The sequence below is a fragment of the Ruegeria sp. K5 genome (assembly GCF_056531805.1).
In genome coordinates this window covers 26,190-47,190 of the sequence record NZ_JBQFML010000014.1, presented here as the reverse complement: position 1 = coordinate 47,190, position 21,001 = coordinate 26,190, and the positions used below count along the sequence as shown (strand labels likewise).

Below are 21,001 nucleotides of genomic sequence, written 5' to 3'. Positions count from 1 at the left end.
AAAAGGGCCTATCCAAAACCCGCAGCACCTGTAAACTGATTGGCACCCGATACAGCCGCAGGCTGCACCGGGCACGGCGTATTTGCCCACACTCGACGCAAATCGCCCGCTTTTCTCAAAAAAAATCCCAAAAATGTGAGGTCATTTTGATTACAGCCGAATATTGCCGTCTATTCGCCCGTTACAACAGCTGGCAGAACTGTTCGCTTATTGCGGCAGCCGGAGCCGTACCTGATCCAACCGACCTTCCAAGAATGCCGTTGCTATAGGTGTCGGCGCACTGAACAAAAAAAGGCCCCGCGCAATCGCGGGGCCTTTTTCAATTGTCTTAAGCGAAACTTACTCGCGGCTTTCCGGGGTTTCCACCAGAACATCCAGCTCATCCCCCACCATGTCGTCGTCGAATGCCGGGGCGGCCAGAGCAGCGGCGGCTTCGGCTTCTTCCCGACGGGCTTCGATGACCACGTTGTCACGCGACTGCGCGATGTGGCGGACGGCCTGAGTTGCACCACCGGTACCGGCGGGGATCAGACGTCCGACGATGACGTTCTCTTTCAGGCCAACCAGCTTGTCCTTCTTGCCCTGAACCGAAGCCTCGGTCAGAACGCGGGTGGTTTCCTGGAACGAGGCCGCCGAGATGAACGAACGCGTCTGCAGCGAGGCTTTGGTGATCCCCAACAGGATCGGCTCGCCCTGTGCTGGACGACCACCACGCGAGAGGGTCTTCTCGTTGGCCGCGTCGAACTCTTGCTTGTCGACATGCTCGCCTTTCAGCAGGGTGGTGTCGCCTGAATCCAGGATCTCCCACTTTTGCAGCATCTGGCGCACGATGACCTCGATGTGCTTGTCGTTGATCTTCACGCCCTGCAGACGATAGACGTCCTGCACCTCGTCGATCATGTAATCCGCCAGCGCTTCAACACCCATGATGGACAGGATGTCATGCGGAGCCGGGTTACCGTCCATCAGGTATTCACCCTTCTGGATGAAGTCCCCTTCGGCGACCGGGATGTGCTTGCCCTTGGGCACCATGTACTCGATGGTCTCCATGGACTCGTCAGCCGGTTCGATGCTGATGCGACGCTTGTTCTTGTAGTCGCGGCCAAAGCGCACGTAACCATCGGCTTCTGCGATGATCGCGTGATCTTTCGGGCGACGGGCTTCGAACAGTTCGGCCACACGCGGCAGACCACCGGTGATGTCCTTGGTCTTGGCACCTTCACGCGGGATACGCGCGACAACGTCACCGGCTTCGACCTGCTGACCGTCTTCGACCGACAGGATCGCATCCACCGACATCGGATAGTGAACCGGGTTGCCCGCATCGTTGCGGACCGGCTCGCCATCTTCACCGACCAGAATGATCTCGGGCTTGAGGTCGCTGCCTTTGGGGGCGGCGCGCCAGTCGATCACGATCTTCTGGGTCATGCCGGTTGCTTCGTCAGTCTCGTCGCGGACGGCAAGGCCCGAAACCAGATCGACATATTTCGCGGTACCGGCTTTCTCGGCGATGATCGGCAGGGTGTACGGGTCCCATTCGAACAGCTTGTCGCCACGGGCCACTTTGGTGCCGTCCTTGACGAACAGCTTGGAGCCGTAGCCCAGCTTGAAGCTGGCACGCTCTTCGCCGTGTTCGTCGTTGATCACCAGCTTCATGTTCCGGCCCATGACCAGGCTTTCACCTGCGGCATTGACCAGAATCTGCGGGTTCTCGAATGCGACAACGCCTTCCTGGTTGGCTTCCTGGAACGACTGCTGACCACCTTGCGCAACACCGCCGATGTGGAAGGTCCGCATCGTCAGCTGCGTACCAGGTTCACCGATGGACTGGGCGGCGATGATGCCGACAGCCTCACCCGTGTTCACCATGGTACCGCGCGCAAGGTCACGACCGTAGCAAGTTGCACAAACGCCTTCCTCGGACTCACAGGTCAGAGGCGAGCGGATGCGCATCGAGGCAACACCGGCTTCATCGATGGTGTCCGCCATGCGTTCGTCGATCAACTGACCTGCGGCCACGATCACCTCATCGGTGCCCGGACGCAGAACATCGTCAGCAGCGACACGGCCCAGCACACGTTCGGCCAGCGAGGCGACAACCTCACCGTCGTTCACAGCGGCTTCGGCAGTGATCGCGCGTTCTGTACCACAGTCGATCTCACGAACGATACAGTCTTGCGCCACGTCCACCAGACGACGGGTCAGGTAACCCGAGTTCGCCGTCTTCAGAGCGGTATCCGACAGACCCTTACGTGCACCGTGGGTCGAGTTGAAGTACTCGAGAACGGTCAGACCTTCTTTAAAGTTCGAAATGATCGGCGTCTCGATGATGTCACCGTTCGGCTTGGCCATCAGGCCGCGCATACCGCCCAGCTGTTTCATCTGAGTGACCGAGCCACGCGCGCCCGAGTGGGCCATCATGTAGACCGAGTTCGGTTCCTGATCCGACCCGTCTTCGGCCTTGGCGACGTCCGAGATGGTGCTCATCATCGCCTCAGTGACGCGGTCGTTACACTTCGACCATGCATCGACGACTTTGTTGTACTTTTCGCCCTGAGTGATCAGGCCGTCCATGTACTGCTGTTCAAAGTCCTTCACCTGACCGCGAGTGTCATCAACGATGCCCCACTTGTCGTTCGGGATGACCATGTCGTCCTTACCGAACGAGATGCCCGCCTTGAACGCTTCTTTGAAGCCCATCGACATGATCTGGTCACAGAAGATAACCGACTCTTTCTGACCGCAGTAACGGTAGACGGTGTCGATCACCTGCTGCACTTCCTTCTTCCGCAGCAGGCGGTTGACCAGCTCGAACGGCGCTTTGTTGTTCATCGGCAGCAAGGCACCCAGACGCAGACGGCCCGGAGTGGTTTCGTAACGCTTCTGAACTTCGTTGCCTTCGTCGTCGATCTGCGTGATCCGCGCGGTGATTTTGGTGTGCAGATGCACCTCACCGGCGTCCAGCGCGTGCTGAACTTCGTCGATCGAACCGAACACCTTGCCTTCGCCCGGCATGCCTTCGCGTTCCAGAGTCACATAGTAGAGACCCAGGATCATATCCTGCGACGGAACAATAATGGGCGCGCCGTTTGCAGGCGACAGAACGTTGTTCGTCGACATCATCAGAACACGCGCTTCCAGCTGCGCCTCAAGGCTCAGCGGAACGTGAACGGCCATCTGGTCCCCGTCGAAATCGGCGTTAAAGGCCGAACAGACCAGCGGGTGCAGCTGGATGGCTTTACCTTCGATCAGGACCGGCTCGAACGCCTGAATGCCAAGACGGTGCAGCGTCGGCGCACGGTTCAGCATGACAGGATGTTCGCGGATCACCTCGTCGAGGATATCCCACACTTCGGGACGCTCTTTCTCGACCAGTTTCTTCGCCTGTTTCACCGTCGAAGACAGACCCTTGGCTTCAAGGCGCGAGTAGATGAACGGCTTGAACAATTCCAGCGCCATCTTCTTGGGCAGACCACACTGATGCAGCTTAAGCTCCGGACCGGTCACAATGACCGAACGGCCCGAGAAGTCGACGCGTTTCCCCAGAAGGTTCTGACGGAAGCGACCCTGCTTACCTTTCAGCATGTCCGACAGCGATTTCAGCGGACGCTTGTTGGCGCCGGTGATCACGCGGCCACGACGGCCGTTGTCGAACAGAGCATCCACGGATTCCTGCAGCATCCGCTTTTCGTTGCGGACGATGATGTCAGGCGCGCGCAGTTCGATCAGACGCTTCAGACGGTTGTTCCGGTTGATGACGCGGCGATACAGATCGTTCAGATCCGAAGTCGCAAAACGGCCACCATCCAGCGGCACCAGCGGACGCAGTTCCGGCGGAATAACCGGGATCACGGTCATCACCATCCATTCGGGACGGTTGCCCGACTCGAGGAAGGATTCAACAACCTTCAGACGCTTGATGATCTTCTTGGGCTTCAGCTCGCCGGTTGCTTCGGCCAGATCAGCGCGCAGCTGCTCGGCTTCGGCTTCCAGATCGATCTGGGCCAGCATCTCGCGGATGGCTTCTGCACCGATGTTCGCGGTGAACGCGTCCATGCCATAGGCATCCTGTGCGTCCATGTACTCTTCTTCAGTCAGCATCTGGCCATAGGTTAGGTCGGTCAGACCGGGCTCGATGACGACATAGTTTTCAAAGTACAGAACGCGTTCCAGATCGCGCAGCGTCATGTCCAGCATCAGACCGATGCGAGACGGCAGCGATTTCAGGAACCAGATATGCGCAACGGGCGCGGCCAGTTCGATGTGGCCCATACGCTCGCGGCGGACTTTTTGCAGGGTGACTTCCACACCGCATTTCTCGCAGACAACGCCGCGATATTTCATCCGCTTATATTTGCCGCACAGACATTCGTAATCTTTGATCGGGCCAAAGATACGCGCGCAGAACAGGCCGTCACGTTCAGGCTTGAACGTCCGGTAGTTGATGGTTTCGGGTTTCTTGATCTCGCCATAGGACCAAGACAGGATCCGCTCGGGCGACGCCAGCGAGACCTTGATCTCGTCGAAAACCTTGGGCGGCGTCAGCGGGTTGAACGGGTTGTTGGTGATTTCCTGGTTCATTTGTTACCTCAAATCTTGCGGAAGGGGGGACGGGAGAAAGGGCCGCGCCCTTACTCCTCAACCTCCGCATCCAGGAGTTCCATATTCAGGCCGAGGCCACGGACTTCTTTAACCAGAACGTTGAACGATTCCGGTACGCCCGCTTCAAAGTTATCCTCGCCCTTGACGATCGACTCATAGACCTTGGTCCGGCCGGCGACGTCATCCGATTTCACGGTCAGCATCTCCTGCAGGGTGTAGGCGGCGCCGTAAGCTTCCAGAGCCCAGACTTCCATCTCACCAAAGCGCTGACCACCGAACTGCGCCTTACCACCCAGCGGCTGCTGAGTAACTAGGCTGTACGGCCCGGTCGAACGCGCGTGGATCTTGTCGTCCACAAGGTGGTGCAGTTTCAGCAGGTACTTGATGCCCACGGTCACCGGACGCGCGAATTGCTCACCGGTACGCCCGTCGAACAGAACCGACTGACCGCTTTCCGAGAAGCCCGCGCGCACCAGCGCGTCGTTGACGTCAGCCTCTTTGGCGCCGTCGAAGACCGGGGTTGCGATCGGAACACCGCGGGTCACGTTGCCCGCCGCCTCGATCAGGCCATCCTCGTCCAGACCGGTGATGCCTTCTTCGTAGACATCCTCGCCATAGGCCAGCTTCATCGCTTCGCGCACCGGGGTCAGATCGCCGGAACGGCGGTATTCACCCAAGGCGTCGTCGATGTTCAGACCCAGACCGCGCGCGGCCCAACCCATGTGGGTTTCAAGGATCTGACCAACGTTCATACGCGAAGGCACACCCAGCGGGTTCAGACAGAAGTCAACCGGCGTACCATCGGCCAGGAACGGCATGTCTTCCATCGGAACAACCTTGGAAATCACACCTTTGTTCCCGTGACGACCAGCCATCTTGTCGCCCGGCTGCAGCTTACGCTTAACGGCGATGAAGACTTTGACCATCTTCATCACACCCGGCGGCAGGTCGTCGCCACGGCGGACCTTCTCGACCTTGTCTTCGAAACGGGCGTCCAGAGCACGCTTCTGCACTTCGTACTGCTCGTTCAGAGCCTCAACGATCTGTGCGTCCTGCTCGCCTTCCAGCGCCAGCTGCCACCACTGACCACGGGTCAGGGTTTCCAGCAGATCTTCGGTGATCACCGACCCTGCCTTGACGCCCTTCGGGCCTTTGACAGCGGTTTTACCCAGGATCAGGCCCTGCAGACGCGCATAGATGTTGCGGTCAAGGATCGCCAGTTCGTCGTCCCGGTCACGGGCCAGACGTTCAACTTCCTCACGCTCGATCTGCAGCGCACGCTCGTCTTTTTCGACGCCGTGACGGTTGAAGACACGAACCTCAACGACGGTACCGTAATCGCCCGGCTTCACGCGCAGCGAGGTGTCGCGCACGTCAGATGCTTTCTCACCAAAGATGGCGCGCAGCAGCTTTTCTTCCGGGGTCATCGGGCTTTCGCCCTTCGGGGTGATCTTGCCCACCAGAATATCGCCCGGCTCAACATCCGCACCGATGTAAACGATGCCTGCCTCGTCGAGGTTGCGCAGCGCTTCTTCACCGACATTCGGGATGTCGCGGGTGATCTCTTCCGGGCCCAGCTTGGTGTCACGGGCGGCGACTTCGAATTCCTCGATATGGACCGAGGTAAAGACGTCATCACGCGCGATACGTTCCGAGATCAGGATCGAGTCTTCGTAGTTGTAACCGTTCCACGGCATGAACGCGACGACCACGTTCTTACCAAGGGCCAGTTCACCCATATCGGTCGAGGGACCGTCGGCAATGACCTCGCCCTTCTGGACGGTGTCACCCACCTTGATCAGCGGACGCTGGTTGATGCAGGTGTTCTGGTTCGAACGCTGGAACTTGCGCAGACGGTAGATGTCAACACCAGCGTCGCCCAGTTCCAGATCTTCGGTGGCGCGGATAACGATACGCTGGGCATCGACCTGGTCGATGATACCGGCGCGTTTCGCCTGAATCGCAGCGCCCGAGTCGATCGCAACCTTTTCCTCGATACCGGTACCGACCAGCGGTGCCTCGGCCCGCAGCAGCGGAACCGCCTGACGTTGCATGTTCGAGCCCATCAGAGCGCGGTTGGCGTCGTCGTTTTCAAGGAACGGGATCAGCGATGCAGCTACTGATACCAGCTGTTTCGGCGACACGTCGATCAGGTCCACATTCTCGCGCGGGGCGAGGGTGTAGTCACCGGCCTGACGGGTCGACACCAGATCGTTGATGAACTTGCCATCGGCATCCAGCGTCGCGTTCGCCTGCGCCACGGTGTGACGCATTTCCTCGGTCGCGGACATGTAGTGCACCTCATCGGTCACCTCGGCGTCTTTGACGACGCGATAAGGTGTTTCGATGAAGCCATACTTGTTCACACGGGCAAAGGTGGCCAGCGAGTTGATCAGACCGATGTTCGGGCCTTCCGGCGTTTCAATCGGGCACATCCGGCCATAATGGGTCGGGTGTACGTCGCGCACCTCAAAGCCCGCACGCTCGCGCGTCAGACCACCGGGGCCAAGCGCCGAGAGGCGGCGTTTGTGAGTAACTTCCGACAGCGGGTTGGTCTGGTCCATGAACTGCGATAGCTGCGAAGAGCCAAAGAATTCACGAACAGCAGCCGCAGCCGGTTTCGCGTTGATCAGGTCCTGCGGCATGACGGTGTCGATCTCGACCGACGACATACGCTCTTTGATCGCGCGTTCCATGCGCAGCAGACCGACGCGGTACTGGTTTTCCATCAGTTCGCCGACCGAACGGACACGACGGTTGCCGAGGTGGTCGATATCGTCCACGTCGCCTTTGCCGTCACGCAGTTCAACTAGCGCCTTGACGCAGGCCACGATGTCTTCGCGGCGCAGGGTGCGCAGGGTGTCCGGCGCGTCCAGAGCCAGACGCATGTTCATCTTCACGCGGCCAACGGCGGACAGGTCATAGCGTTCGCTGTCGAAGAACAGGGTGTCGAACAGAGCGGACGCAGCCTCGACGGTCGGCGGCTCACCCGGACGCATGACGCGGTAAATGTCCATGAGCGCGCTTTCGCGGTTCATGTTCTTGTCCTGCGCCATAGTGTTGCGCATGTACGGACCAACATTGACGTTGTCGATGTCCAGAACCGGAATGTCGGTGATACCCGCGTCGATCAGCTCTTTCGCGGTGCCACCGATCAGGTCGCCGTCCTTGTCGTATTCCAGCGTCAGCTCGTCACCAGCTTCAACATAGATCGCACCGGTTTCTTCGTTGATGATGTCCTTGGCGACATATTTGCCAACGATGTGATCGAACGGAACCAGCAGGTCGGTAACGGTGCCTTCGTCGATCAGCTTCTTGACCGCGCGCGGGGTGACCTTCTTGCCTGCTTCGGCAATCACTTCACCGGATTTGGCGTCAACCAGATCATAGGTCGGACGGGTGCCACGCACACGCTCGGGGAAGAACGGCGTGACCCAACCCTTCTTCTTGTCCAGCTTGTAGGACACGGTGTTGTAATACGCGTCCATGATCGCTTCCTGATCCAGACCCAGCGCATAGAGCAGGGTTGTCACAGGCAGTTTACGACGACGGTCGATCCGGGCGAACACGATGTCCTTGGCGTCGAACTCAAAGTCCAGCCAGCTGCCGCGATACGGGATGATGCGGCAGGCAAACAGCAGCTTGCCCGAGGAATGGGTCTTGCCCTTGTCGTGGTCAAAGAACACACCGGGCGAGCGGTGCATCTGGGACACGATCACACGCTCGGTACCGTTCACGATGAACGTCCCGTTCGGCGTCATCAGGGGCATGTCGCCCATGAACACGTCCTGTTCCTTGATGTCTTTGACCGATTTCGCGCCGGTGTCCTCATCGACATCAAACACGATCAGACGCAGAGTAACCTTCAGCGGCGCGCTGTAGGTCATGTCGCGCTGCATGCACTCTTCGACGTCGTATTTGGGCTTTTCCAGATCGTATTTCACGAACTCCAGAACGGAGGTTTCGTTGAAATCCTTGATCGGGAAAACCGATTGGAACACGCCTTTGATGCCTTCGCCGTCGGTGGGCTGCTCTGCATCGCCGGAGCGCAGGAAAAGATCATAAGAAGATTTCTGGACCTCAATGAGGTTCGGCATTTCCAGCACTTCGCGGATTTTGCCGTAATATTTACGAAGACGTTTCTGGCCAAGGAACGTTTGAGCCATGTCAGATGTCACCTTTCGATGTTCTCAGCGGGCAAAGACACCGTCGGGCCCCGGCATCTTGCACAATCGAGACAACACGTCCGGATCAATTCATGGCCACCGTCCCGAAGGCAGCCTCCCGATCCGAAAACCGTGTCTTAGAAAACGCCCCTTTGATTGAGGCCCTTTCTAAGACAGGTTCGGCTGGACCCGGATTTCTCCGGACCCAGCCAAATTTTGTGGCGCATCAGCGATGCACCTGTCGGATGGCTTAGGCCAGCTCGACTTCGGCGCCAGCTGCTTCCAGCTTGCCTTTGACTTCTTCGGCTTCCTCTTTCGAGACGCCTTCTTTGATCTTGCCGCCAGCTTCGACCAGTTCCTTGGCTTCTTTCAGGCCCAGACCGGTGATGCCGCGAACTTCTTTGATCACGTTGATTTTCGAAGCGCCGGCGTTCTTCAGAACGACGTCGAATTCGGTTTTCTCTTCCTCAGCTGCGCCACCGGCGTCGCCACCGGCTGCCATGACAACTGCGCCGCCGGCTGCGGGCTCAATGCCATATTCGTCTTTGAGGATGGTTTTCAGTTCTTGTGCTTCCAGCAGGGTCAGACCCACGATGCTTTCTGCGAGTGCTTTCAGATCAGCCATTTTATCAGCTCTTTCCGTTTACAGTGTGTGTTCCAACGTCAGGGGGTTTCCCCTACGCAGATCATTCAGTGCCAACCGCTTACGCAGCTTCCGCCTTCTCTTCGATGGTGGAAAGGATGCTTGCGATGTTGCTTGCAGGTGCGCCAATCGCGCCGGCGATGTTCGAAGCAGGTGCGCCAATGCAGCCCACGATCGAAGCAATAAGCTCCTCGCGAGACGGCATTTTCGAAACTGTTTCGACGCCTTTGCGGTCCAGAGCGTTCTCACCCATTGCACCACCAAGAATCTCAAAATTCTTGTTATCCTTGGCGAAGTCCTCGGCCACCTTGGCTGCTGCCACGGGGTCCTCGGAATAGGTCAGAACGGTCATCCCTGTCAGCAGGTCGGCCATGCTTGCACACGGCTTACCCTCAAGGGCGATTTTGGCGAGCCTGTTCTTGGCAACACGCACGGAGCCACCCGCGTCACGAGCACGTGCGCGAAGGTCCTGCATCTCGGCAACTGTCAGACCGGCGTAGTGAGCAACCACTACGACGCCAGAGCTTTCGAAGATTTGGCCGAGTTCCTCGACCACTTTCTCTTTCTGGGCTCTATCCACAGTTCTCTCCAAGTTAGGGGCGATACCTCACCCCGGCTCATATTTGCCGCAGCTTTCGCTCCGGCGTTCAGGTCCGTTATTACGGGATTGGCCAAAATGCGCCCGAGGGTGGGACCCTCAGAATTCTTTGGTCTTACCCGTCTCAGGCAGGGAATTAAGGGGCCGGATGGCACCACCCACCGTCTTGGACGAAACGAAAGAAAGCGCACGACGAATCGCACGCTTTATTCCGCAGGTCTACTTAGGGCAGACAGGTCCGGTTTCCAAGGGGTAAATTGCACGTACCAGCGATCTATCGCCCGTATGTCCGGTTCAGGCGGACCATTGACACGATTGCACCGCTCTTGTCTTGTCAGACCCGCCGCCGGGGCGCAGAAATTCAGACGCAGATTTGCGAGACCATGCCGACACTTACGATTTCCGAATACGACATGGCCCGCGAGTTTGCCAACGAATTTGCGCGCGATCACCTGCGCGACCACATCACCGGGCTTCATTGCGTCTACCGATCACATGGCTTCCCCGGTTCGCGCTTTGTGATGAAGGTCGAAACCCCGTCGCAGGACTACGCGTTGAAGATCGATACCATCTCACCCGAATCCGGACGGCTGCCCAACGAATTCCAGGTGCTGGCCCGCGTGCACGATCATTTCCGACGGCACGAGACCGCCCGCGTGGTCCGCCCGGTATTCCTGTCGCCCGGCGGCGCGTTCATGGTCACCGAATATGTCGACCGCCCCACCGCCGTTGATGTGATCTACAACAGCACCGACGATAAACAGGTTGCCCAGATCTACCGCCGCGCCGGGTCGTGGCTGCATCACCTGCACAGCATCCAGAAGCCGACCGACTACGCGTTCCGACCGCGCTGGATGACCGACAACATCCGCGAACTGTCAACACTCGTTCCCCCCGATATCGCCCGGATCAGCCAGCCCATGGTCGATGCTTTCTTGGCCGAAGCCGCGCGCCTTCGAAACCGGCCCGACCTGCGCGTATTCTCGCACGGAGATTTCCACGGCCTGAACCTGATCATGGGTCAAGGCACCACTATCGGGCTGGATTTCACCGAAGCACGGGACAAGCTGGCCGTCTATGATATCGTGGATTTCCTGAAAGCGGACATATTCCGGGACGGCCCCAAGCCCGAGGTTGACCGAAGCGGCATCCTGAAAACCAACAAGCAGATGTTCTTCAAACTCTACCGCCACCCCATCGACATGGAGATCCTGGATTGCTGCCTGCGGGGTCGCCTGCTGAAAGACTGGCTGCGCCTGTGGCGGCCGGATTTTATTTGCAGCCAGTTTGAAGAACGTAAACGCGACCGCCTGGAAACCCGCTTGCGGCAAATCTTTCTGTAACGCCTGAGGCAAAGAAAAACCCGGGCCGTTCGCACGACCCGGGTCCATTTTCCAATGACTGAAAGCCGGGGCTTATTCGCCCGCAGCCGCCGCCACGTCCAGAGTCACGCCCGGGCCCATGGTCGAGCTCAGCGCGATTTTCTTCATATAGGTGCCTTTGGCGCCCGACGGTTTGGCCTTGGCCACAGCCGAGATGAAGGCACGGACGTTTTCGACCAGCTTGGCTTCGTCAAAGGACGCTTTGCCAACACCGGCATGCACAACGCCGCCTTTTTCCGCCTTGAACTGAACTTCACCGCCCTTGGCTGCTTCCACGGCCGCTTTCACGTCCATGGTCACAGTGCCGACCTTGGGGTTCGGCATCAGGTTGCGGGGGCCCAGAACCTTACCCAGACGACCGACGATCGGCATCATGTCCGGGGTGGCAATGCAGCGGTCGAATTCGATGGTGCCGCCCTGAATGGTTTCCATCAGGTCCTCTGCGCCAACGATATCTGCGCCAGCTTCTTTCGCCTCGTCAGCTTTGGGGCCACGTGCGAACACAGCAACGCGCATCGCTTTACCTGTGCCGTTCGGCAGGCCGACAACGCCACGAACCATCTGGTCCGCGTGACGGGTGTCAACGCCCAGGTTCATCGCGATTTCGATGGTCTCGTCGAATTTCGAGGTTGCATTGCCCTTGACCAGAGCAACCGCATCTTCAACCGACAGGTTTTCCTTGCCGGCGACAGCTTCGCGCGCAGCGCGGGTACGTTTACCGAGTTTTGCCATCTTATTTCACCTCGATGCCCATAGAGCGGGCCGAGCCCAGGATGATCTGCATTGCGCCTTCGACGTCGTTGGCGTTCAGATCTTTCATTTTGGCTTCGGCGATTTCGCGAACCTGCTTTGAGGTCACGGTTGCCACGGTCTCACGACCTGGGTTTTCCGCGCCACGAGGACGGTTACGCTTGCCGACCGGCTTCAGACCAGCTGCTTTTTTCAGGTAGTAAGACGCGGGCGGCGTCTTGATGTCCATGGTGAAGGACTTGTCCTGATAATAGGTGATCACGGTCGGGCACGGAGCGCCGGGCTCCATGTCTGCGGTCTTGGCGTTGAACGCCTTGCAGAATTCCATGATGTTGATGCCGCGCTGACCCAGAGCGGGGCCAACTGGCGGCGACGGGTTCGCCTGACCTGCAGGAACCTGCAGCTTCATTGTACCAGCAAGCTTCTTGGCCATTTGGTTTTCCTTTCAACTAAGGTGAAACGCGTTCCACCCAGATTATGTTGCGTGGTTCGGACCAGGATCGCGATCCCAGCAACCTCCCACGAGAGAATCTCGCCCGAAGACGATAGAGGCGGCATTTATAGGGGAATGGTGGGGTTGGCAAGAGCATTGCTTCGCAGCGTACTGGAATTACAGTGAGTAAAAGTCGAATTTAAAAAATCATCCAAATGAACATTGCGCAGCGCATTCTAAAACTCATAGGCGGGCTTTTCTTGCTGTGGCTTGTCCTGTTTGGCGCAAGCATACATTTTGGCCTTAAAGCAAGGTCAGAACAGGAGGAAGCTGCGAAAGAACAGAGAATTCAGAAACTCCGCCGTGAATGGCAAGAGCTATGCGCCGTCGAAGACTGCGCTCAATTTCCTGTTGGTTACATTACCTACAAATTCGGGCCGGATCTGTACTATTTCCCGACAATTGGCTTGATGACCGAAAAACCACCCACTTTCACCGGTGGACTTTTGCCAGGCAGGTATGTCGAACTGGACGAAGAGAACAACACCAGACGCTCTTTCTCAGACAGCGGCAGTTTCAAAGTCTCCAGCTGCTGTCACTATCTTCTGGCGTTCTATGGGCTTGCCACAGGCATTCCAAAAATTCTTCGCGATAGTAGGGGCCATCGAATGGTTTCAACCATAACAAATTTCAATTCTCATGATCACCCTTACGGCCACAACAAGATCGGCCGCTGGCTTGATTTTGAGGTCGACGAAACACCTTCAATCCAAGCGGTCATCCGCGCTGATCAACCGTCTTTCAACGACGATTTTTGGCTTCTCTATTCTGGTGAGCCAAATGAGAAAGGAGGAAGAGATTTACGACTGTTGTCAAAACGCCCATTGATCAATGATAGGCATATTCTAGGCATGTGTGACTCATTGTGCACATTTGCAACAGTTTCATTGAAGGAAGCGACTGGTGGGACACAGCCACATATAACTCTCAAATGGATGACAATACCCAGAGTGAAGTCTTGTAATCCGGGCGGCTCTTCATACGGATGCCCCCTCTCTCTGGAAGCATTCGAAGAAGTCCCGCGCTTATTGGCCGTGATTGACGAAATGTTCGAGGCTGCGAAGAAGAAACCCTCAGTAGAGAACTGACTTGCACCCAAAGCACTTTTGCTACTCACTCGGCACCAAAGCAAATGCTGCGGTACCCACCTGACGCGCCATTCCGGGCACCTGAGAAAAATAAACAACGGACACGAGGTCATGGACTTTCAATACCTGATCGGCCTGGTCGGCATGGCGGCCTTTGCAATCACCGCCGTGCTGGCGGTCGCCCCGCGGGGCATCGACATCTACAGCGCCTGCTTTTGGGGATCGTGACCGCGATTGGCGGCGGCACCATTCGCGACATGGTGCTGGATGCGCCGGTGTTCTGGTCGATGGATCCGAACTATATCTGGGTGGCGCTCATCGCCAGTCTTGTGACCGTCTATGCCTACAGATTTGCCCGGCAGGAGTCTGTTTACCGCCTCATGCTATATACCGATGGCCTCGGCGTGGCGCTGTTTGCAATTCAGGGCGCAAACAAGGCCTGGGGGTTGGGGTTCGGATTGCCGGTCGGGCCGGTGATCCTCGGGGTGGTTACGGCGGTTGGCGGCGGCATCATACGCGACGTGCTGGCCGGGCAACCCACATTGCTCATGAGCCGGGATATCTATGCGTTTCCGGTATCCGTCGGATGCGCCCTTTATGTCCTGCTGCTGTATCTGGTTCCGGAGCACTCGACCGCGTCAGGCGTCATCTGCGCAACCTTGATTTTCGCCATGCGGGCCGCCGTCATTCACTGGGACCTGCGATTGCCCGACTGGGTGATGGTTCAGACCAAACGCAGCTAAAGGCCGCTTGGTTCACAAACAAAAACGCCGCGAGCCCAAGCGTCGCGGCGTTATACAATTCGTTGAGAGCCAGCTTAGCTCTGCTTTGTAACCTGCGTGAAATCCAGTTCCACCGGCGTTTCCCGACCAAAGATCGAGACCGAGACCTTCAGCTTCTGGTTCTCGTCGTCCACGCCTTCGACCATGCCGTCGAAATCCTCGAACGGGCCGTCGTTGACCTTGACCTTCTCGCCTACTTCGAACGAGATCATCAGTTTCGGCGCTTCTTCGCCTTCCTGAACGCGGTTGAGGATCTGGTTCACCTCGGCGTCGCGCATCGGCATCGGGCGGCCTTGCGGGCCCAGGAAACCGGTGACGCGGTTGATCGAGTTGATCAGGTGATAGCCCTGATCGGACATTTCCATATGCACCAAAACGTAGCCGGGCATGAAGCGGCGTTCGGTCGTGACTTTCTTGCCCCGGCGCACCTCGATCACCTCTTCGGTGGGCACCAGAACCTCGTCGATATCGTCCTCAAGGCCCTGTTCAGCCACCGACGTGCGGATCTGCTCTGCGATCTTCTTTTCGAAATTCGAAAGAACGCTGACCGAGTACCACCGTTTCGCCATGAACCTGTCGTCCTTGTTTGCCGTCAGGGCGGTGCAAGCGCCCTTCATTGAAATTCTATCGCGTGACCCGGAATAAAAAGCGGCGCGCAACCTGATTCGCCGCACGCCCATTCCGAATAGTCATGTCACCTACTCTGACACGCCGTGCTGTGCAAGGGGGCAGTGGCGTTTCCGCCTGCCCGGACCGGCTTAGCTGAACGCGCCCAGGATCAGTTGCAAGCCGCCGCGAATACCCAGATCGACCAGCGCAAAGAACACAGCCGTCAGCGCCGCCATGATGAACACCATGACCGTGGTCAACAGCACCTCACGCCGGGTCGGCCAGACGACCTTGGAGACTTCGGCACGGACTTGCTGAATGAACTGGATCGGGTTGGTGGTGGCCATGTGGCTTGATCTCTCTGCTAGCGGATAGGCCGGACATAGCCGGGCATTGCGGCAATTTCAAGGGCGGTTCGGATCAACTCTGCCTGCGCGATGCGACCCGGTTACGGCTTGGGCTTGTCGTCCCATTCATCGCTCAGAATCCGGCGGGCGTCGCCTTCGGGATCTTCATACTGGTTCGAACGGACGGTGTAGACAAACGCGACCAGGCCAACACCCCCCAGAAACAGGGAAATCGGGATCAGATAGGCCAGTACTTCCATTCGGGGTTACCTCAGCCGCAGGGCGTTCAGGGATACGGTAATGGACGAGGTCGACATCGCCAAGGCCGCGATCAGGGGCGTTGCCAAGCCGATCACCGCCAGCGGCACCGCGATCACGTTATACACGGTGGCAATGCGAAAGTTTTCGCGAATCCGTTTGGTGGCTTTGACGGCGGTGTCGCAGGCATCCGCGATGGGCGACAGATCGGTGCCCAACAGAACGATATCGGACGCCACCCGCGCGGCGTCCAAAGCAGAGGCCGGAGAGATCGAGACATGCGCCGCAGCCAGCGCCGCCGTGTCGTTCAGACCATCGCCCACCATCAGGACGTGCCGCCCCTGATCGCTGAGCTCCTGAATGCGCCGCGCTTTGTCCTGAGGCAGCGCCTCGGCAATCCAGTTTTCGATACCCAGCTTATCGGCCAAGGCCTGAACCGCACCTTTGGAATCGCCCGAGATCAGGATGATCTGCTTGCCCGACCGCGCAAACGCCTCGACCGCTTCTGCTGCGCCGGGGCGCAGGGCGTCCGAGAATGTGAAGGGCACGGGCGGGTTTGATCCGACGGAAAGCCAGGCCGAGGTCTGAGCCCCTTGCGCCCCTCCGACCCAGGCCGCGCGGCCCAATCGGACACGCTGATCGCGATACAGGCCTTCGGTGCCATATCCGGGTACTTCGACGATTTCCTTCACTGCGGCAGGTTTGACCCCGGCGGCACGCGCTGCCTGCGCCAATGCGACCGAAAGCGGGTGGGCCGATGCCTCGGCCAAGGCCAACGCAATTTCCAGGTCAGCGCGGGAGTGGTCGCCCAGATTGGTCAGTTCCGGCGCGCCGGAGGTCAGCGTGCCAGTCTTGTCGAACACAACCGTATCGACCTCGGCCAGACGTTCCAGAGCGGTGGCGTGTTTGATCAGCATCCCCTTGCGGAACAACCGGCCCGAGGCGGCTGTCGTCACCGCAGGCACAGCCAGCCCCAAGGCGCAGGGGCAGGTGATGATCAACACCGCCGCCGCGATGTTCAACGCGGTGCGCAGATCGCCGGAATAGATGAACCAACCAACGAAGCTGAGCGCCGACAGAATGTGAACGCCCGGCGCGTATAGCTTGGCTGCCTTATCCGCCAGCGACGTGTACCGGGACCGCCCGGATTCCGCGATGGCAACCAGATCGGCCATCCGGTGGAGTGAGGTATCTTCGCCCACCGCCGTGGCCCGGATGGTCAGCGGGCCGGTCAGGTTGACCTCACCCGCGCTGACACTCTGGCCCGCTTCGGCAAAGACCGGCAGAGTTTCACCGGTCAGCAAAGACCGGTCCAGCTCGGACCGCCCCGAGACGATCTGGCCGTCCACTGGCATGCGCCCACCGGGCCGCACGAGGATCAGATCGCCCACGGTCAGGGCTGACACGGCAACCTCTTCCTCGACCCCGTCGATCACGCGGATGGCGCGCGGCACCTCAAGCGCCGTGAGTTCCTCGGCCGCGGACCGTGCGGCTGCGCGGGTCCGGTAATCCAGATACCGCCCGGCCAACAGGAAGAAGGTCAGGGTCAGGGCGGCGTCGAAATAGGCATGTTCACCGCTCAGGGCCGTTTCCCAAAGGGACGTCATCAAAGCCAACAGGATGGCCAGAACAATCGGCACGTCCATATTCAGGCGACGAACCCGCAAGGCCGACCAGGCATTGGCAAAGAACGGCTGCGCCGAAAACGCAATGGCGGGCAAGGCAATGGCGGCTGAAATCCAATGGAACATGTCGCGCGTCGCGTCCGTCGCCCCTGACCAGACCGAAACCGACAACAACATCACGTTCATCGAGGCGAAACCGGCGACCGCCAGCCGCATCAGCAGATCCCGACCCGCCTTATCCGCACTGGTCGCGGACAGGGCGCCCGGATCCAGCTCATGCGCCTCATACCCGGCGCGTTCCAGCACCGGGATCAGCTCCGCCGCCCGCGTCTCGGGCGCGGCTTTGATCATGGCGCGTTTCAGAGTCAGGTTGACCCGCGCATCCTCGACACCGGGATGTGCGTTCAATGCGCGTTCGACATTCGCAATACAGGCCGAGCAGTGGATGCCCGGCAAGGACAGCGCAATCTGCACATCCTCGGGGATCGGACGCGCCGGTTCCGACGGAGTCGCAATGCACCCCGGGCAAGCCGCCGTCCCGGATGTGATTTGCGCCGTCACTCCGTTAGCCTTTCACATATAGCGGTACGCGCTGCGTGAACTCGGCCCCTGCATGATCGCGTGCCACAAGGCGGATATTCCAATTCCCCTTGCCCAGCGTCGCAGGCGTCGCATAGGCGATACCGTCAAAGGTAAAATCCGGCGAGAAGTCATCCTTTACATGGGTCGCGCGACCCACGACCGCCTGCAATTCGGCCACTTGAACCGGGGCCCCCGTGGCATCGGTAATGTGCAGGATCAGCAGGCCGCCCTTGGTTTCGGCCCGGACCTCCCAGCCCAGCGCCTGTTGTTCCTTCAACCGCTCATTGAATTCCTGGCTGGCGACGTAGGAGTTCTTAACCTCGAGCCCCGGAAATGTTTTCACCGCGTTATAGGCCAGCAGCAGGTTCACGGCGATAATCACCCCAAAGGCGCCGACGAATACCGCCAAAGCGTGTTTCCCGGTGAATTTGCGTTCTGTCATGATCCGTTCCCTCGGCCATTGAACGTGGTGTCTTTGTAGGCGCGCTCGCCGCTGGTGATGTCTTCGACCCAAATCCGAACCGGCGTCGTTTCCGCTCCCGCTGGGCCAGCATCGCGAGAGGCGGTGATGTACACGCGCACCAACTGTGCTGTGTCGGCCGTGACATTCACAGTATGCAGGTTTGTGCCTTCAATCTCCAATCGCATCGACGGATCACCGGCAAGCGACAGGCTGAACAGGCGGTCTTCGCCGTGTTTGTTGCGCAGACGCACATCATAGGTGTTTCGGATGGTGCCGTCGGACAAGGTCACGAAGGTCGGGTTGCGAACAGGTGCCACCGTCAGATCAATATCGGACCGGATGAACAGCGCGAACAGCAGCGCGAACCCAACCAGTGACCACAGCGCCGTATACATGATCGTCCGGAACCGCAGGATGTGCTTCCACACATTCTTGGGCGGCTTACCCGAGCGTTCGTTGGCCTCATCGCTCAGCGCCATATAGTCGATCAACCCACGCGGTTTGCCGATCTTGGCCATCATGTCATCACAGGCGTCGATGCACAGCGCACAGGTGATGCATTCCAACTGCTGGCCATCCCGAATGTCGATCCCCACGGGGCAGACATTCACGCAGGCCATGCAGTCGATGCAATCGCCCAACTCGGAATCGGCAGTGCGTTTGCCTTTACCGCGCGGCTCACCCCGCCATTCGCGGTAGCCGACGACCAGAGTGTCTTCGTCCATCATCGCGGCCTGAATGCGCGGCCAGGGGCAGGCATAGATACAGATTTGTTCACGGGCAAAACCGCCAAACAGGAAGGTCGTACCAGTCAGGATCAAAACGGTCGTGTAGGCCACGGGGTGCGCATTGCCGGTGACCAGATCGCGCAGCAATGTGGGCGCGTCGGCGAAGTAGAACACCCAGGCCCCGCCGGTTGCGAGGCCGATCAGGAACCAGGCCGTCCACTTCGTCAGCCGCAACCGCGCCTTGCGAAAGTCCATCTTCTCTTGCCGGTGCAGGCGCAATCGCGCGTTTCGATCGCCTTCGATCCAGCGCTCGACCAAAATGAACAAGTCGGTCCAGACCGTTTGCGGGCAGGCATAACCGCACCAGACGCGACCAAGGGCCGAGGTGAACAGGAACAACCCAAGACCGGCCATGATCAAAAGCCCGGCCACAAAGTAAAACTCATGCGGCCAGATCTCGATCCAGAAGAAATAAAACCGCCGGTTGGCCAGATCCAGCAGCACCGCCTGATCCGGCAGGCTGGGCCCGCGATCCCATCTGATCCACGGGGTCACATAGTAGATACCCAGCGTGACAATCAGGATAATCCATTTCAGGTTCCGAAACGGGCCGGATACGCGTCTTGGGAAAATCGGCTCGCGCGCGGCATACAAGCTGGGGGCGGGATCGGAATCGCTCACTGGCTGGCTCCAAATGGGTCTTCTGCTAGCGTCTTCTTCCAGATCATGTCCGCGCAAACTTTGACATGGGTCAAAACGCGCATCGAACAAACATCTTTTATCACATGCTACCAGATTGCCGCTTCAACCAGGTCACAAATGTCTTCACAGCCGGCCTAAGCGGCGTTTTTGCAGTTAAAACATGGTATCCGCTGGGGTCCGGCTCGGCATACAGCTCGATCAGACGCCCGGCGCGGATGTCGTTTTCGACGAAATGTCGCACCGTTGCGGTGACACCCTGACCGGCACGCAGCCCATCCAGCAGCAGGTTTCCGGGCAAAGACATACGCCCGGCCAAAGGCGGATGAGTCACACCACGCTTGGCAAGCCATGTGGATGCCTCGGTTGTGCCCAACTCCTCCAGCCAGGGCAAATGGGCCAGTTCTTCCGGCGTCCAGCTGGTTTTGCCCACCAACAGGCCGGGGGCAGCGACAACGACAAAGGGTGTTTCCAGCAACATCTCGGACTCGACACCCGACCATCCGCCCGCCCCGTAGCGGATCGCGACATCGACGCCTCCGGGCGTCAAGGCAACCAGATGCGGCGATGGGTCAATCGCCAGGTTGATCTGTGGGTATTCGGCCTGAAACGCCGGTAGACGCGGCATCAGCCACGACGCCGCAAAACTTGAGGTCAGCGATACGTGCACCGGACGCGCCTCGCCCGATTTCATAAGCTCTTCCACAACGGTGCCGATGGATTCAAAACCCAGATGCAGGGCGCGAGCCAGCTGTTCGCCTTCGGCGGTCAAGGTCAGGGATTTGCCGTCACGCTGAACCAACGCGACGCCCATGTGTTTCTCAAGCGCGCGCAATTGCTGGCTTATAGCAGCATGGCTAACATTCAATGCCTCGCCAGCCTGAACGACGCCGCCCCTCTCTGCAAAGGCAGAAAAGGCCCTTAATGAGGCCAGCGGGGGTAGCTTCAGCCAATTCACGTGTAATCCCTGCTTACATTTTGGAACGCTAATTGGTTCGCATTTTTTGCCGGAGAACACAATCTTGTTGTTATCCGCAACACAGCGAGAGGAGGGAGCTCATGCTCTCGATTTATGCCAAAGCGATATTGAACGCGACCAGACTGCACCAACCGGCAACTACCCCGGCCGCGCACTCAGAGGCGAAGCCAAAGCTGATCGCCTTGCCGCCGGTGGGTCATCCCTTGT

16 protein-coding genes are annotated in these 21,001 nt (G+C 58.8%); 3 read left to right on the top strand and 13 right to left on the bottom strand.

What is annotated here, in order from left to right:
• Window positions 1-339: 339 nt before the first annotated feature.
• The 4 genes from rpoC to rplJ form a co-directional block, all read right to left on the bottom strand.
• Window positions 340-4,581 carry a DNA-directed RNA polymerase subunit beta' gene (gene rpoC, locus ACR0MO_RS20450; RefSeq protein WP_170455053.1) on the bottom strand — a complete coding sequence of 1,414 codons (4,242 nt, stop codon included), beginning with the start codon at window positions 4,579-4,581 and terminating at the stop codon, window positions 340-342.
• Between the two features lie 50 nt (window positions 4,582-4,631).
• Window positions 4,632-8,768 carry a DNA-directed RNA polymerase subunit beta gene (rpoB, locus tag ACR0MO_RS20445; RefSeq protein WP_170624516.1) on the bottom strand — a complete coding sequence of 1,379 codons (4,137 nt, stop codon included), beginning with the start codon at window positions 8,766-8,768 and terminating at the stop codon, window positions 4,632-4,634.
• A gap of 250 nt (window positions 8,769-9,018) precedes the next feature.
• The gene (gene rplL, locus ACR0MO_RS20440; protein ID WP_170455057.1) at window positions 9,019-9,393 is read right to left on the bottom strand and encodes a 50S ribosomal protein L7/L12; all 375 of its coding nucleotides are present in this window, start codon (window positions 9,391-9,393) and stop codon (window positions 9,019-9,021) included.
• Window positions 9,394-9,472: 79 nt separating this feature from the next.
• The gene (gene rplJ, locus ACR0MO_RS20435; protein WP_170455059.1) at window positions 9,473-9,991 is read right to left on the bottom strand and encodes a 50S ribosomal protein L10; all 519 of its coding nucleotides are present in this window, start codon (window positions 9,989-9,991) and stop codon (window positions 9,473-9,475) included.
• Between the two features lie 401 nt (window positions 9,992-10,392).
• On the opposite strand from rplJ, the gene ACR0MO_RS20430 reads away from it, so the two are divergent.
• Window positions 10,393-11,352: an aminoglycoside phosphotransferase family protein gene (locus ACR0MO_RS20430; RefSeq protein WP_170455061.1), complete on the top strand. Its 960-nt coding sequence runs from the start codon at window positions 10,393-10,395 to the stop codon at window positions 11,350-11,352.
• A 72-nt stretch (window positions 11,353-11,424) separates the two neighbouring features.
• Here the strand turns inward: ACR0MO_RS20430 and rplA are convergent, their stop codons facing one another.
• Both rplA and rplK read right to left on the bottom strand, forming a co-directional pair.
• Complete coding sequence (gene rplA, locus ACR0MO_RS20425; protein WP_170455063.1) at window positions 11,425-12,123, bottom strand: 50S ribosomal protein L1; 699 nt, start codon at window positions 12,121-12,123, stop codon at window positions 11,425-11,427.
• A 1-nt stretch (window position 12,124) separates the two neighbouring features.
• Window positions 12,125-12,574 (bottom strand): 50S ribosomal protein L11, encoded by a 450-nt coding sequence (gene rplK, locus ACR0MO_RS20420; RefSeq protein ID WP_010440985.1) that lies wholly within the window; start codon window positions 12,572-12,574, stop codon window positions 12,125-12,127.
• A 215-nt stretch (window positions 12,575-12,789) separates the two neighbouring features.
• Here rplK and ACR0MO_RS20415 point away from each other — a divergent pair, with 215 nt between their 5' ends.
• On the top strand, window positions 12,790-13,722 hold the full coding sequence (locus ACR0MO_RS20415) for a hypothetical protein (RefSeq protein WP_170455065.1): 933 nt from the start codon (window positions 12,790-12,792) through the stop codon (window positions 13,720-13,722).
• 224 nt (window positions 13,723-13,946) lie between these two features.
• Window positions 13,947-14,465, top strand: coding sequence for a trimeric intracellular cation channel family protein (locus ACR0MO_RS20410; protein WP_480893096.1), 519 nt, complete (start codon window positions 13,947-13,949; stop codon window positions 14,463-14,465).
• 74 nt (window positions 14,466-14,539) lie between these two features.
• Here ACR0MO_RS20410 and nusG read toward each other — a convergent pair whose 3' ends face one another.
• From nusG to ACR0MO_RS20375, 7 genes are all read right to left on the bottom strand, one after another.
• Window positions 14,540-15,073 carry a transcription termination/antitermination protein NusG gene (gene nusG, locus ACR0MO_RS20405; RefSeq protein ID WP_152459924.1) on the bottom strand — a complete coding sequence of 178 codons (534 nt, stop codon included), beginning with the start codon at window positions 15,071-15,073 and terminating at the stop codon, window positions 14,540-14,542.
• A 189-nt stretch (window positions 15,074-15,262) separates the two neighbouring features.
• Window positions 15,263-15,460, bottom strand: coding sequence for a preprotein translocase subunit SecE (gene secE, locus ACR0MO_RS20400; RefSeq protein WP_050605011.1), 198 nt, complete (start codon window positions 15,458-15,460; stop codon window positions 15,263-15,265).
• 101 nt (window positions 15,461-15,561) lie between these two features.
• The gene (gene ccoS / locus ACR0MO_RS20395) at window positions 15,562-15,720 is read right to left on the bottom strand and encodes a cbb3-type cytochrome oxidase assembly protein CcoS (RefSeq protein WP_170455067.1); all 159 of its coding nucleotides are present in this window, start codon (window positions 15,718-15,720) and stop codon (window positions 15,562-15,564) included.
• A gap of 6 nt (window positions 15,721-15,726) precedes the next feature.
• Window positions 15,727-17,904, bottom strand: a complete 2,178-nt coding sequence (locus ACR0MO_RS20390; RefSeq protein WP_480893094.1) for a heavy metal translocating P-type ATPase — start codon at window positions 17,902-17,904, stop codon at window positions 15,727-15,729.
• Window positions 17,905-17,908: 4 nt separating this feature from the next.
• Window positions 17,909-18,367 carry a FixH family protein gene (locus ACR0MO_RS20385; protein ID WP_170624520.1) on the bottom strand — a complete coding sequence of 153 codons (459 nt, stop codon included), beginning with the start codon at window positions 18,365-18,367 and terminating at the stop codon, window positions 17,909-17,911.
• The gene (gene ccoG, locus ACR0MO_RS20380; RefSeq protein ID WP_170455073.1) at window positions 18,364-19,797 is read right to left on the bottom strand and encodes a cytochrome c oxidase accessory protein CcoG; all 1,434 of its coding nucleotides are present in this window, start codon (window positions 19,795-19,797) and stop codon (window positions 18,364-18,366) included. The genes ACR0MO_RS20385 and ccoG overlap by 4 nt, the downstream gene beginning before the upstream one ends.
• A 100-nt stretch (window positions 19,798-19,897) precedes the next feature.
• On the bottom strand, window positions 19,898-20,773 hold the full coding sequence (locus tag ACR0MO_RS20375; RefSeq protein WP_480893092.1) for a LysR family transcriptional regulator: 876 nt from the start codon (window positions 20,771-20,773) through the stop codon (window positions 19,898-19,900).
• Between the last annotated feature and the right edge of the window lie 228 nt (window positions 20,774-21,001).

What these genes read in the sequence shown, in the direction of transcription:
- rpoC (WP_170455053.1), bottom strand. Translation starts at nt 4,581, where the DNA reads ATGAACCAGGAAATCACCAACAACCCGTTCAACCCGCTGACGCCGCCC.
- rpoB (WP_170624516.1), bottom strand. Translation starts at nt 8,768, where the DNA reads ATGGCTCAAACGTTCCTTGGCCAGAAACGTCTTCGTAAATATTACGGC.
- rplL (WP_170455057.1), bottom strand. Translation starts at nt 9,393, where the DNA reads ATGGCTGATCTGAAAGCACTCGCAGAAAGCATCGTGGGTCTGACCCTG.
- ACR0MO_RS20430 (WP_170455061.1), top strand. Translation starts at nt 10,393, where the DNA reads ATGCCGACACTTACGATTTCCGAATACGACATGGCCCGCGAGTTTGCC.
- rplA (WP_170455063.1), bottom strand. Translation starts at nt 12,123, where the DNA reads ATGGCAAAACTCGGTAAACGTACCCGCGCTGCGCGCGAAGCTGTCGCC.
- rplK (WP_010440985.1), bottom strand. Translation starts at nt 12,574, where the DNA reads ATGGCCAAGAAGCTTGCTGGTACAATGAAGCTGCAGGTTCCTGCAGGT.
- ACR0MO_RS20415 (WP_170455065.1), top strand. Translation starts at nt 12,790, where the DNA reads ATGAACATTGCGCAGCGCATTCTAAAACTCATAGGCGGGCTTTTCTTG.
- nusG (WP_152459924.1), bottom strand. Translation starts at nt 15,073, where the DNA reads ATGGCGAAACGGTGGTACTCGGTCAGCGTTCTTTCGAATTTCGAAAAG.
- secE (WP_050605011.1), bottom strand. Translation starts at nt 15,460, where the DNA reads ATGGCCACCACCAACCCGATCCAGTTCATTCAGCAAGTCCGTGCCGAA.
- ccoS (WP_170455067.1), bottom strand. Translation starts at nt 15,720, where the DNA reads ATGGAAGTACTGGCCTATCTGATCCCGATTTCCCTGTTTCTGGGGGGT.
- ACR0MO_RS20385 (WP_170624520.1), bottom strand. Translation starts at nt 18,367, where the DNA reads ATGACAGAACGCAAATTCACCGGGAAACACGCTTTGGCGGTATTCGTC.